Annotated in this window: 9 protein-coding genes, 1 pseudogene and 1 other annotated feature; of the genes and pseudogenes, 2 read left to right on the forward strand and 8 right to left on the reverse strand. The window is 57.6% G+C overall.

Annotation, left to right across the window (positions count from 1 at the left end; genetic code table 11):
- Window positions 1-33: 33 nt before the first annotated feature.
- The 8 genes from nirB to rnm all read right to left on the reverse strand — a co-directional run bounded on the left by nirB (window position 34) and on the right by rnm (window position 9,515).
- Complete coding sequence (gene nirB / locus ACN28R_RS07970) at window positions 34-2,958, reverse strand: nitrite reductase large subunit NirB (RefSeq protein WP_095834117.1); 2,925 nt, start codon at window positions 2,956-2,958, stop codon at window positions 34-36.
- A gap of 11 nt (window positions 2,959-2,969) precedes the next feature.
- Window positions 2,970-3,092: a hypothetical protein gene (locus ACN28R_RS07975; RefSeq protein WP_257790308.1), complete on the reverse strand. Its 123-nt coding sequence runs from the start codon at window positions 3,090-3,092 to the stop codon at window positions 2,970-2,972.
- A gap of 15 nt (window positions 3,093-3,107) precedes the next feature.
- Complete coding sequence (locus tag ACN28R_RS07980) at window positions 3,108-3,902, reverse strand: ABC transporter ATP-binding protein (protein ID WP_048638924.1); 795 nt, start codon at window positions 3,900-3,902, stop codon at window positions 3,108-3,110.
- Between the two features lie 10 nt (window positions 3,903-3,912).
- A complete protein-coding gene (gene ntrB / locus ACN28R_RS07985) occupies window positions 3,913-4,833 on the reverse strand; it encodes a nitrate ABC transporter permease (protein WP_095834118.1) in 921 nt (306 codons plus the stop codon).
- Between the two features lie 11 nt (window positions 4,834-4,844).
- Window positions 4,845-6,104: a CmpA/NrtA family ABC transporter substrate-binding protein gene (locus tag ACN28R_RS07990; RefSeq protein WP_048638926.1), complete on the reverse strand. Its 1,260-nt coding sequence runs from the start codon at window positions 6,102-6,104 to the stop codon at window positions 4,845-4,847.
- A gap of 381 nt (window positions 6,105-6,485) precedes the next feature.
- Window positions 6,486-7,790 (reverse strand): nitrate regulatory protein, encoded by a 1,305-nt coding sequence (locus ACN28R_RS07995; protein WP_048638927.1) that lies wholly within the window; start codon window positions 7,788-7,790, stop codon window positions 6,486-6,488.
- A 122-nt stretch (window positions 7,791-7,912) separates the two neighbouring features.
- A complete protein-coding gene (locus ACN28R_RS08000) occupies window positions 7,913-8,533 on the reverse strand; it encodes an L-threonylcarbamoyladenylate synthase (protein WP_048638928.1) in 621 nt (206 codons plus the stop codon).
- A gap of 109 nt (window positions 8,534-8,642) precedes the next feature.
- Complete coding sequence (rnm, locus tag ACN28R_RS08005; RefSeq protein WP_095834119.1) at window positions 8,643-9,515, reverse strand: RNase RNM; 873 nt, start codon at window positions 9,513-9,515, stop codon at window positions 8,643-8,645.
- 232 nt (window positions 9,516-9,747) lie between these two features.
- Window positions 9,748-9,851: a sequence feature (Trp leader region), on the forward strand.
- Window positions 9,852-9,879: 28 nt separating this feature from the next.
- Here rnm and ACN28R_RS08010 point away from each other — a divergent pair.
- The gene (locus ACN28R_RS08010; protein ID WP_095834120.1) at window positions 9,880-11,442 is read left to right on the forward strand and encodes an anthranilate synthase component 1; all 1,563 of its coding nucleotides are present in this window, start codon (window positions 9,880-9,882) and stop codon (window positions 11,440-11,442) included.
- Window positions 11,442-13,053, forward strand: a pseudogene (trpD, locus tag ACN28R_RS08015) (bifunctional anthranilate synthase glutamate amidotransferase component TrpG/anthranilate phosphoribosyltransferase TrpD). The gene ACN28R_RS08010 and the pseudogene trpD overlap by 1 nt, the downstream one beginning before the upstream one ends.
- Window positions 13,054-13,057: the final 4 nt, after the last annotated feature.

Raw genomic sequence — 13,057 nt, forward strand, 5'->3', positions numbered from 1 at the left:
ACGGGCAGATGTTGACGCAATAATGCGTTCAACTCATGAGGCTTGCGCGATAGCCGTGGATGCCGGCAGACGCAAAGGCTGACGACGGACCCAAACTTGTCCTTCCACAATTCTTACCGGCCAGGCGCGCACGCGCAGCGCGGCATCATCCGGACTGACGCCGTCGCGCAGTCGAAAACGCTTCTTGTATAGCGGCGAGATCACCACCGGCTCGCCGGAGACGTCGCCCAACAGGCCGCGGGACAAAACGTTCGCCGCGCTGCCCGGTTCGTGATTTTCCAGCGCGTAAACCTGTTGCTCGCTGGCGGGAAGATGAAACAGCGCGATCTGCTGCTGGCCGAGGCGCGCGGCCATGCCGACATTGGCGGGAATCTCCTGCAATGCTCCGATCTGAATCCACTCCGCTTCCTGCGCCGGCGCTTTCAGGGAAAGCGGCGCCTGAATCTGCGGTTTTTCATGCGCCTGCGCCGGTCGGATCTGCCCGCGTTCCGGCACCATCACCACCGCTTCATCCGGGCTGCCGCTGTTGAGAAACGCGCGGAACAGCGCCAGGCGATCCGGACTTTCCAGCGTGGTTTTCCACTCGCACTGGTAGCTCTCCACCACGCGCTGCATCTCGTTATCCAGCTCTTCGCCGATATGCAGGCTGTCTTGCAGAATCACCTGTCGCAGGTAGTCGATACCGCCTTCCAGATTATCCAGCCAGGTGCTGGTGCGCTGAAGACGGTCGGCGGTGCGGATATAGAACATCAGCACGCGATCGATGGTGCGGATCAGGGTTTCGCCATCCAGATCGCTGGCGAACAGATCCGCATGACGCGGCTTCATGCCGCCATTGCCGCACACGTACAGATTCCAGCCCTTATCGGTGGCGATAACGCCGATATCTTTTCCCTGCGCTTCCGCGCATTCGCGGGTACAGCCGGATACCGCCATTTTGATCTTATGCGGCGAGCGCAAACCCTTGTAACGCTGCTCCAGCGTAATCGCCAGCGCGGTGGAGTCCTGTACGCCGTAACGGCACCAGGTGGAACCGACGCAGGATTTCACCGTGCGCAGCGATTTGCCGTAGGCGTGGCCGGTTTCAAATCCGGCGTCAATCAGTTCGCGCCAGATGGCGGGCAACTGTTCCAGCCGCGCGCCGAACAGATCCACGCGCTGACCGCCGGTAATCTTGGTATACAGGTTGTAGCGCTGCGCAACCTGACCGATGGCGATCAGTCCCGCCGGCGTGATCTCGCCGGCCGGTACGCGCGGCACCACCGAATAGGTGCCGTCTTTCTGGATATTGGCGAAAAAGCGATCGTTGGTATCCTGCAACGGCAAATGTTGCGGTTTCAGCAGGTAGTCATTCCAGCAGGACGCCAGCATGGAACCCACCAGCGGTTTACAGACCTCGCAGCCCAACCCGTGTCCGTAACGTTCGATCAACTCATCGAAGGAACGAATTTGATGCACGCGGATCAGGTGGTACAGCTCCTGACGCGACCAGGGGAAGTGCTCGCAGATATCTTTTTTCACTTCAACGCCCAACTGCGTCAGCTCGTATTCCATCACCTGCTTGAGCAAGGGAACGCAGCCGCCGCAGCCGGTACCCGCTTTGGTGCAGGACTTGATCGCGCCCAGTTCGCTACAGCCGCCGGCCACCGCCGCTGAAACATCGCCTTTACTGACGTTATGACAGGAGCATATCTGCGCGCCGGCGGGCAAGGCCGCCACCCCCAGCCCTTTCGGCGCATCGCCGGAACGGGCCGGTAGAATGAGGCCTTCCGGATGAGCCGGCAGCGGCATGTCGTTGAGCATCATTTGCAGCAGCGTGCTGTAGTCCGCGCTGTCGCCGATCAGCACCGCGCCCAGCAGACGGTTGCCATCCGCGGAAACCACGATTTTTTTATAAACTTCGTTCGGACCATCCGTCCACTGATAGCTCTGGCAGCCGGCGCTGCGGCCGTGCGCATCGCCGATGGACGCCACCTCTACGCCCAGCAGTTTCAGCTTGGTGCTCATATCCGCGCCGGTGAACGGCGTATCGCGCTGCGCCAGCGTGTCAGCCACGCTGCGCGCCATCTGGTAGCCGGGCGCCACCAGGCCGAAGATCTGTCCGTTCCACAGCGCGCATTCGCCGATGGCGAAAATGGCGTCATCCGATGTCCGGCAGCGATCGTCAATCACGATGCCGCCGCGCGGGCCTCTCCCCAGACCGCAGCCGTCCGCCAGGTTATCGCGCGGGCGGATCCCGGCGGAAAACAGCACCAGATCGGTCTCCAGCACGCTGCCGTCGGCAAAACGGAGCCGGTGCAGCGCCTGCTCGCCGTCGACGATTTCACGCGTCTCTTTGCTGATGTGCACCCGCACGCCCAGCGCTTCGATCTTGCGCCGCAGCATCGCCGCCCCGCCGTCATCCAGCTGTACCGCCATCAGCCGCGGCGCGAACTCGACAACGTGCGTTTCCAGCCCCAGTTGGCGCAGCGCATTGGCCGCCTCCAGCCCAAGCAAACCGCCGCCGATCACCACGCCGGTTTTGGATTTTTTCGCCTGTTCGGCAATGGCGTCCAGATCGTCCAGCGTGCGATAAGCCAGACAGCCGGGGCGCGTATTGCCGGCAATCGGCGGCACGAACGCATAGGAGCCGGTCGCCAGAATCAGTTGGTCATAGGCAGTTTTGTTGCCCTGTTCATCACAGACGAATTTACGCTCGCGATCGATAGCGGTGATTTGACTGGCGCGGCGCAATTCAATGCCGCTGGCGGCAAAAAAGCCCGCTTTGACCAGCGACAGGGATTCCGCTGTGCGGCCGGAAAAATACTCGGAAAGATGGACGCGGTCGTAAGCCTCCCGGCTTTCTTCGCCAAACACTACGATGTGGTAACGCTGATGCAGATCGCGCTCGACCAATTGCTCAAGAAAATAGTGGCCGACCATGCCATGGCCGATAACCACCAAAACGGGCTTGTTCATCAGGTAAATCCTTACAGCCGCTGGCTGTGCATCAAAATCAGGGGAAGAGAAGCCGAAAAGCAATGGCACGGCGAATCCGCCAGACGGGTGTTCGCCATCTCATTGCCAATCACCGGCAGATGCGGTTTCATCATCTTTATCGTTTCCCGTCAGGCGGCTTTCGACTGTTTTTCATATAAGAAATGTAAAACCTGCTGGCGGCACTGGTGATAACGGGGATCGTCCGCCAGCGCCACGCGCGAACGCGGGCGTTCCAGCTCGACCGGCATGATCTCCCCGACCGTCGCCGCCGGGCCGTTGGTCATCATCAACACCCGATCCGACAGCAACACCGCTTCATCCACATCGTGGGTGATCAGTACGATGGTGGTGTGCAGCCGCTGCTGGATATCCATCACCGCATCCTGCAAATGAGCGCGGGTCAACGCATCCAACGCACCGAACGGCTCATCCATCAGCAGCACTTTCGGCTTTATCGCCAGCGCGCGGGCAATGCCTACCCGCTGTTTCATCCCGCCGGAGATCTCATTCGGACGTTTATTCGCCGCATGCGCCATATTCACCAGTTCCAAATTGTGGGTGATCCACTCGTGCATCTCGGCTTTACTCATCTGACCGCGAAACACCTGACGCACCGCCAGCGCCACATTTTCATACGTCGTCAGCCACGGCAGCAGCGAGTGGTTCTGAAACACCACGCCGCGCTCCGGTCCGGGGCCGTCGATTTCCCGGTTGTCGCACAGCAAGCCGCCGCCGCTCGGTAGGGTCAGACCGGCGATCAAATTGAGCAAGGTGGATTTGCCGCAGCCGGAATGGCCGATCAGGCTGATGGTTTCCCCGGTATGGATATCGAAGCTCACCTGGTCCAACGCCAGAAATTCGCCGCTGGCGGTATTGAAACGCTGGCTGACCTGCTGTACCTGAATAATCGGATTTGCGCGCATCGTCGGCTCCTTAGCGGTTGTCATAGTTGAAACGTTTGGCGATCAACATCAGGCTCTGCTCCAGCAGCAGGCCGATCACCCCAATCACCACGATGGCGATAATGATGTTTTCCACATTCAGGTTGTTCCATTCATTCCAGATCCAGAAACCGATGCCGATCCCGCCGGTCAGCATTTCCGCCGCCACAATCACCAGCCAGGCGATGCCGATGGACAACCGCACGCCGGTCAATATGTTCGGCAATACCGCCGGCAGCAAAATCTTGCGCATCACGGTGAATTCGGACAGCTTAAGCACACGCGCCACGTTCAGGTAATCCTGGGGAATCAGTCTTACCCCTTCGGCGGTATTAAGGATCATCGGCCAGATGGAGCAGATAAAAATGGTCCAGCTGGAAGCCGGCTCGGCGCGCTGAAATAGCAGCAGGCCGATAGGCAACCACGCCAGCGGGCTGACCGGGCGCAGCAGGGAAATGATCGGATTCAGCATATTGGCCACGAAGCTGAAGCGGCCAATCAGGAAGCCGGCGGGAATCCCGACCAGCGCCGCCAGTCCAAAACCGATGCCCACGCGCTGCAACGACGCCATCACGTTCCAGCCGATGCCCTGATCGTTCGGCCCGGCGATATAGAACGGATCGGCGAAAATATCTAACGCCGCCAGCCAGGTTGCCCACGGCGTTGGAAAGTTTTCACTGTTCAATGCCGCAACCTGCCAGATACAGAGCAATAGCCCCATCCCCAACAAGGCGGGGAAAATACGCTGGACCGTTTTACGTAAGAAAGGACGATATGGCCGTGCCGATGTGGCTGAGGAGACAGCCGCTTTTCCCGCCGCCGGTCTGGCCGGTAACGGCATAATTTCCGCGCTGTGCACGGCGCCGGGAATATTCTCCGGCGCGATGGGAATGACCTTGGCCTGGTTTTTCATCATTGCCTCACTTATTTCTTCACGCTAAAACTGTTGGCATACCCGGCCGGATCGCTGCCGTCCCAACGCAGGCCATCCATCAATACGCTGCTGCGCATATCGCTGTCCGGCAACGGAACATTGCCTACCGCCGCGGCGGCCTGCTTGTAGATATCAATCCGGTTGACCTGCCGGGCGACGGCCAGATAATCCGGATCTTCCGCCAGCATTCCCCAGCGTTTATGCTGGGTCAGAAACCACATGCCGTCTGACAGATAGGGATAGTTCACCGATCCGTCGTGGTAGAAGCGCATGGCGTGTTCGTCCTGCCAGCTTTTCCCCAGGCCGTTTTCATACTGGCCCAGCATCCGGCCGACGATGGTTTCTTCTTTGGTGTTGATATAGGCGCGCCCGGCTACCACGCCGGCGGTTTCACGGCGATTTTCGTCGGAGGCATCAATCCAGCGCGACGCCTCCAGTATGGCGGCGGTAAGGGCGCGGGCGCTGTTCGGGTTGGCGTTGACCCAGTCGGCGCGCGTGCCGAGCACTTTTTCCGGATGGTCGGGCCAGATATCCTGCGACGCGGCGGCGGTAAAACCGAGCTTGTCGCTGATGGCGCGCTGGTTCCACGGTTCGCCGACGCAATAGCCGACCATGTTGCCGATCTTCATGTTCATCACCATCTGCGGCGGCGGCACCACCACCGTGCGCACATCGTTGAGCGGATGAATGCCGGCAGAGGCCAGCCAGTAATAGAGCCACATGGCATGGGTGCCGGTGGGGAACGTTTGGGCAAAGGTGTAGGTGCCCGCCGGGCTGGCGGCGATATATTTTTGCAGCGCGGCCAGATCGGTTACGCCGGCGTCGCGCAGCTGGTTGGCCAGCGTAATGCCCTGTCCGTTCTGGTTGAGCGTCATGAGTGCGGCCATGTCGCTCTGCGGCCCGGATAGTCCCATTTGCAAGCCATATAACTGGCCGTACAGGATATGCGCGGCGTCCAGCTCGCCGGATACCAGCTTGTCGCGCACCGCCGCCCAACTGGCTTCCTTGCTGGGGATAATGGTAATACCGTATTTCTTGTCGAAGCCTTTTATTGCGGCCATCACCACCGATGCGCAGTCCGTCAGGGGAATGAAACCAACGCGGATTTCCTTTTTCTCCGGCGCATCAGAACCTGCGGCCCAGGCGCTGTTCATCAATCCCGGCAGCATAAAACCGCCGCCCAGCGCCACACTGCCCAGTAAAAACTGACGACGGGAAACCGTCATACCCTTGGTTTTGGAATCACTCATTCACGACACCTTTCAGCAGATAGCTCTTTCTGGCTGTAAAAAACAAAAACGGCGCCCATAAGCCTATGCAAAAAGATGCACGCTTATGGACGCCGTTATCCGGTTAACCTGTAGCAAACCGCCGTTGGCTTATTACAGGTTAATGATGTTTAGTAGTTACTGTCAGTTTCAAAGCAAGATGTGTGCCAGAAGTCACGTTTCAGATGAAATTACGCCGGGTACGTCAGAGCTCCCGCATTTGTCTATAAGAGGTACCCTGCGAAGTGAAGTTCGGGGCAAAGGCAAAGTTGGAACCAGAAAATATGTCAGCAATCTGCAAAAGATTATCATCCATTGCACCGTCGTTGAGCAAATCACGCACCTTTTGTGTGCATATCGTTCTTAAGGCGTATCCTGAAAAACGTCGGCCACCGCCAGCATCGCCGTGGCGATCTCAATCATCTTTTTATTTTGATTCATCGCCATTTTGCGCAGGGTTTTGTACGCCTCTTCTTCGCTTAAATTGCGATGCTGCATCAGCAGGCTTTTTGCCCGATCGATATGTTTTCTTTCATTCAGCGTCTCGCGCAGCGCCGCCAGTTCATGATCCAACGCCTGCAAACGGCGCGACTGCCGTTGCACCAATGAGAGCAACGAACGTCCAAGCTGGGGGCGGACGCCGTCGCTATTCAACCAGCCATGCGACGCGCTTTGCCCGCCCGCTTCACCCTTCGCGAGATCATGGCCGGCAATAAAGACCGAATAACCCGGATCGTCGTTTTGCGCCGGCGACACCAGACTTTCTATATCCGCCATTTGCTCGCTATTCGCCTGCTCGGCGGCGGCAATCCGATCGCGGCACAGCTGCATCAGCGTCAGCTCCAGGCTGTCTTCAAGCTGCTTCATTTCATCGATGCGCTGCGTGGAAATAGCAAACCAGCGCAGGCTGCCCTCGTCTTCCCGTGTTTCCGTGGTGCCGCGGGTGCAGGCAATACGGCGCAAACGTTCAAATTCGCTATCCGTCGTCATCTGTAACCAGCGTTGCCGGTTTTGCTCATCGGCGAATTCCGCAAACGTAGCAAAACACCGCTCCTGCCGCTCGATCAGATCCAGTAACTTTTGCTGCGTATCTTCATTGAAGACGCCTGAGGCAAAAGCCGCCGCACCGATCGCCCGCTCCTGTCCGGCAAACTCCTTGCCCTGCATAAAGCTGAACATAGCGATCAGCGCCCGCGAGATCACCGGCTCCGCCGCCGTATCGGAAACGTCGAACACCAGCGAGAGCAGGTTACGGATAATGTCATTAAAAAAGGTCATGGCCTGCGGCAGTTGCAGTAATTGCCGCCGAATTTGCTGACGTAGCGAAGGCAGCAGGCTTAGCGCATAGACCACGCTGGCGACGCGGCTGAACAAACGGCTGGCCTGCGGCAACTCGGCCGTCATGCTTTCCAACCGATCCAGATGCGCCATCAGCGGTTCCTGCGCCTGCGCCACTTCCAGTTCTCTGAGCCTTAACTCATCCCTGAACAGACGGCCGTCAGAGCAGAGAAACAGGTTGGATGTGCCGCGCTCGCGTTGCAGCATATGCACCAGTTGGCTGATCTTGCCCACCAGCTCGCCGCTTTGCAGCAAATAGCGCAGGCTATTCAACTCGCACTGACGCGAGGCAAGCAAGAAACGGATCGTTGTTGAAGGGTCTGCCACCATCGTTCTCACTCCCGAAACATCACTGGCGGAAAGATGCAATTAACACGCCAGTTACAAATGGCGCCGATCGTCTGATTTTTAATCAAAGCCACTTTTTACCGGACAATCCACGCGCTTAACGTCTAAAGAAAAGGCGTAATGTCGCCGGTACCTTCACGAACAATGCGCGGCGTAGATTCGGTCAAATCGATAACCGTGGTTGGCTGCTGACCGAGAAACCCGCCATGAATCACCAGGTCGACCTGTTTCCCCAGCCTTTCCTGGATCTCTTCCGGATCGGATTCGGCGAAATCATTGCCTGGCAGCATCAGCGTGGTAGACATTAATGGCTCATCCAATGCGGCTAATAAATCCAGCGCGATAGGATTAGACGGCACCCGCAAGCCAATGGTCTTGCGTTTTTCATTCATCAGGCGACGCGGCACTTCTTTTGTCGCTTTGAGAATAAAGGTGTAGTTGCCGGGCGTATTATTTTTAATCAGACGAAACGCCGTATTATCGACGTAAGCATACGTCGACAGTTCCGAGAGATCGCGGCACATCAGGGTAAAATTGTGGTTATGGTCCAGATCGCGGATCCGGCAGATGCGCTCCATGGCATTTTTATCACCCAACATGCATCCCAGCGCATAGCCTGAATCGGTGGGGTAAACAATCACCCCGCCTTTATGCAGAAAATCCACAGACTGATTGATCAGCCTTGGCTGAGGATTCTGCGGGTGAATGTAGAAAAACTGACTCATGACACTACCTCGTGCTTCTGCAATACGGGAAAACTCGCGGTGTCTCCCGCGTAATCGACAACATGGTTACTTTCACGCAGAGATTAATAACCGACGTCGCCGCTATGGATTATTCCGCCAACGCCGAATGTTGCCACACCGGCTCCGCATCCGCGGGCAACCACAGTTTGCGCCCCAGTTCGATCCAGGCGCAGGGCTGGTGAAAATCCGACCCCTGCGATGCCAACAAGCCAAACTCACGGGCGTAACGGGCAAGCTGTGTGCGCTCGTCCGGCGCCTGCTGGCACTGCGCCACTTCCATGGCGATGCCGCCGTTATCCGCAAAACCGCGCAACAAACGTTTCAGCCATTTGGCGGTTAAATCATAACGACCGGGATGCGCCAACACCGCCACGCCGCCGGATTGATGAATGGCATCAATCGCTTGCTTTATTGTACACCACTGCGGCGGGACGTATCCGGTTTTCCCTTTTGCCAGGTATTTCTTAAATACTTGATTGATATTGGCCGCCACGCCCAGCTCCACCAGAAATCGGGCAAAATGCCCCCGGGTGATCTGGCCGCCCACCGCCAACCGGCTCGCGCCTTCCAGCGCATCGGGAATGCGCGCCTTCGCCAGACGCAAGGCGATCTGTTCCGCCCTTTCCCGCCGCGACTGCGCCTGGCTCAGCAGGAGATCGCACAAGGCCGGATGAGCAATATCCATACCCAGCCCCACAATATGAATCTCATGGTTTTCCCATAGCGTTGAAATCTCTACGCCGGGGATCAGCCGCAACGGCAACGCCAGCTCATCAATCGTTCGCCGCGCCTCGGCCAGGCCGTCGGTGGTATCATGATCGGTAATCGACAATACGCTGACGCGCATCGCAACCGCCCGGTTAACCAGTTCGGCCGGCGTTAATACGCCATCGGACGCCGTAGTGTGACTATGCAAATCATAAAGCGGGAAAGACGATAGCGGTTGAGGTTCTTGTGACACAAATATTCCCATCACTGGCAGAATTGGTGGTTCGAAGGTCACTATGATGCCATCAACGCGCCGGTAATAGTAATAATTAGCATGATGATGAACTGCCCAGTCGCTTTGAACCCAGCAATAAAATAATATTATTCCTGTTATTGACTTTCGAAGTGCGAACTAGTTTACTAGTACGCAAGTTCAGCACACAAACAGTGAGATGTTGATAATGGTCATGCAAAACACGATGAAATCAGGTTGGTGGCGCTCTTCCCTTACGCGGGTGGAGTAATCACGCATAGCTATTATCATACATGCAGATATTCCCAGGCCCGCTTATTAAGCGGGCTTTTTCATATGGGCAAAAATAAAACAGGTAGCAATGATGCAAACAACACGACCCAAACTGGCGCTTCTGCGTACCGAGGCCATCTACCGCAATGACCCCAGCACCATTTTCCACCAGCTCTGCGGCGCCAGACCCGCCACGCTGCTGCTGGAGTCAGCCGAAATTGAGAGTAAGCAAAACCTGAAAAGCCTGTTAATTATTGATAGCGCGCTGCGCATCACCGCACTCGGCCAGCAGGTTTCCATTCAGGCGCTGACCGCCAACGGCGCAAATTTGCTGCCGCTGCTGGATAAGGCGCTGCCGCCCGAAGTCGTCATCGACGCGCATCCTAACAGTCGCGAGCTGACCTTCCCAACGGCAGACAATATGCAGGATGAAGATTCCCGCCTGCGTTCGTTATCCGTTTTTGATGCCCTGCGCTGTATTCTGAAACTGGTAGACTCGCCTTCCGATGAGCGTGAAGCGATGTTTTTGGGCGGACTGTTCGCTTACGATCTGGTGGCCAGTTTTGAAACATTGCCGGAACTGAGCCAGCAGCAGCGCTGCCCGGACTATTGCTTCTATCTGGCGGAAACCCTGCTGACGCTGGACCATCAACAACGAACGACCCTGCTTCAGGCCAGCCTGTTTACGCCGGACCACGCTGAACAACATCGTCTGCAGCAACGGCTGGCGCAGTTACAGCAGCAGTTGCTGCAACCGGCGCCCGCGCTGCCGCATCAGTCGATTGACAGCATGGAGCTCAACTGCAACCAGAGTGATGAAGCCTATGGCGAGGTTGTTACTCAGATGCAGCAGGCGATTCGCGTCGGAGAAATTTTTCAGGTGGTGCCTTCTCGGCGCTTTTCGCTTCCCTGCCCGTCGCCGCTGTCTGCCTATCAGGTTCTTAAAGACAATAACCCCAGCCCTTACATGTTTTTCATGCAGGACCAGGACTTCACGCTGTTTGGCGCCTCGCCGGAAAGTTCGCTGAAATATGACGCCGACAGCCGGCAGATTGAAATTTATCCCATCGCCGGCACCCGCCCGCGCGGACGGCGCGCCGACGGCTCGCTGGATCGCGATCTCGACAGCCGTATTGAACTGGAAATGCGTACCGACCATAAAGAGATGGCCGAACACCTGATGCTGGTCGATCTGGCGCGCAACGATCTGGCGCGGATCTGTAAGCCCGGCAGCCGCTATGTGGCCGATTTAACCCAGGTCGACCGCTACTCTTTCGTTATGCATCTGGTCTCCCGCGTGGTGGGAACGCTGCGCGAAGATTTGGATGCGCTGCACGCCTACCGCGCCTGTATGAACATGGGAACGTTGAGCGGCGCGCCCAAAGTCCGCGCCACGCAGTTGATCGCCGCCAGTGAGAAAACCCGGCGCGGCAGCTATGGCGGCGCGGTAGGGTATTTTACCGCCCACGGCGATCTGGATACCTGTATCGTTATTCGCTCCGCCTATGTGGAAGACGGCATCGCCACGGTGCAAGCCGGCGCGGGCATCGTTCTGGACTCCGTGCCGCAGGCGGAAGCCGATGAAACACGAAATAAAGCGCGGGCCGTTCTGCGGGCCATCGCCAGTGCGCATAACGCGAAGGAGTTGTTCTAATGGCGGATATCTTACTGCTCGATAATATCGATTCGTTTACCTACAACCTGGTGGATCAACTGCGTTCCAGCGGACACCGGGTGGTCATTTATCGTAATCATCTGCCGGCCGATACCATAATCGACCATTTAAAGAAAATGGAACGGCCGGTTTTGATGTTATCCCCCGGTCCGGGCGCCCCGGCCGACGCCGGCTGCATGCCGGTGCTGCTGCAGCGTCTGCGCGGGCAATTACCGATCATCGGCATCTGCCTCGGACACCAGGCGATTGTGGAAGCCTACGGCGGCCATGTGGGTCAGGCCGGCGAGATTCTGCACGGCAAAGCCTCCAACATCGACCATGACGGTCAGGCGATGTTCGCCGGCTTACCTCATCCGTTACCGGTGGCGCGCTATCACTCGCTGGTCGGCAGCGATATTCCGGCAGAGTTAACCGTCAACGCCCATTTTAACGACATGGTGATGGCGGTGCGCCACGACGCCGACCGCGTTTGCGGTTTCCAGTTTCATCCTGAATCGATTTTAACCACCCACGGCGCGCGGCTGCTCGAACAGACGCTGGACTGGGCTTTGGCTTAATTACAAGGACACGATCATGCAAGAGACTTTCTCCATAGCGGAAATACTTGAAAAACTATATCAAGCCGAGATTATCAGCCGGCAGGAAAGCCAGGCGCTGTTTGGCGCTATCGTGCGCGGCGAGCTTGAAGCGAGCCAGTTGGCCGCGGCGTTGATCAGTATGAAGATTCGTGGCGAACACCCGGAAGAAATCGCCGGAGCGGCAACCGCCTTACTGGCCGACGCACAACCGTTCCCCCGCCCTGACTACCCGTTCGCCGATATTGTCGGCACCGGCGGCGACGGCACCAACAGTATTAACATTTCGACCGCCAGCGCCTTCGTGGCCGCCGGTTGCGGATTGAAGATCGCCAAACACGGCAACCGCAGCGTCTCCAGCCGGTCGGGGTCGTCCGACTTGCTGGCGGCATTCGGCATTCGCCTTGATATGCCTGCCGAACAGGCGCGTCAGGCGCTGGACGACCTGGGCGTGTGCTTTTTGTTCGCGCCGCAGTATCATCCCGGTTTTCGCCACGCGGCCCCCGTGCGTCAGCAATTGAAAACCCGAACCCTGTTTAACGTTCTGGGTCCATTGGTTAATCCGGCCCGTCCGCCTCTGGCGCTGATCGGCGTCTATCGTCCGGAACTGGTGCGCCCGATTGCCGAAACCTTGAAGGTGCTGGGATATCAGCGTGCGGCCGTGGTTCACGGCGGCGGAATGGACGAAGTGGCGATACATGCGCCAACGCAGGTCGCCGAGTTAAACAAGGGCGACATAACAACCTACGAACTAACCCACCAGGATTTCGGGCTGGAAAGCTTCCCGCTGTCGGCATTAGCGGGCGGCACGCCGGAAGAAAATCGTGACATTCTGGCCTCGCTGTTACAGGGTAAAGGCGAACCGGCACATGAAGCCGCCGTCGCCGCCAACGTTGCATTGTTATTGAAGCTATTCGGACAGGAAGATTTGCGTCAAAATGCGCAACAGGCGTTAGAAGTGATTCATAGCGGGCAGGCCTACCAACGGGTAACCGACCTGGCCGCGAGAGGATAAAGCA

The sequence above is a fragment of the Brenneria goodwinii genome (assembly GCF_002291445.1).
Classification (GTDB): domain Bacteria; phylum Pseudomonadota; class Gammaproteobacteria; order Enterobacterales; family Enterobacteriaceae; genus Brenneria; species Brenneria goodwinii.

Excerpts from the sequence above, each read along its gene's own strand:
- nirB (WP_095834117.1), bottom strand. The coding sequence starts at position 2,958 with ATGAACAAGCCCGTTTTGGTGGTTATCGGCCATGGCATGGTCGGCCAC.
- ACN28R_RS07975 (WP_257790308.1), bottom strand. The coding sequence starts at position 3,092 with ATGATGAAACCGCATCTGCCGGTGATTGGCAATGAGATGGCGAACACC.
- ACN28R_RS07980 (WP_048638924.1), bottom strand. The coding sequence starts at position 3,902 with ATGCGCGCAAATCCGATTATTCAGGTACAGCAGGTCAGCCAGCGTTTC.
- ntrB (WP_095834118.1), bottom strand. The coding sequence starts at position 4,833 with ATGAAAAACCAGGCCAAGGTCATTCCCATCGCGCCGGAGAATATTCCC.
- ACN28R_RS07990 (WP_048638926.1), bottom strand. The coding sequence starts at position 6,104 with ATGAGTGATTCCAAAACCAAGGGTATGACGGTTTCCCGTCGTCAGTTT.
- ACN28R_RS07995 (WP_048638927.1), bottom strand. The coding sequence starts at position 7,790 with ATGGTGGCAGACCCTTCAACAACGATCCGTTTCTTGCTTGCCTCGCGT.
- ACN28R_RS08000 (WP_048638928.1), bottom strand. The coding sequence starts at position 8,533 with ATGAGTCAGTTTTTCTACATTCACCCGCAGAATCCTCAGCCAAGGCTG.
- ACN28R_RS08010 (WP_095834120.1), top strand. The coding sequence starts at position 9,880 with ATGCAAACAACACGACCCAAACTGGCGCTTCTGCGTACCGAGGCCATC.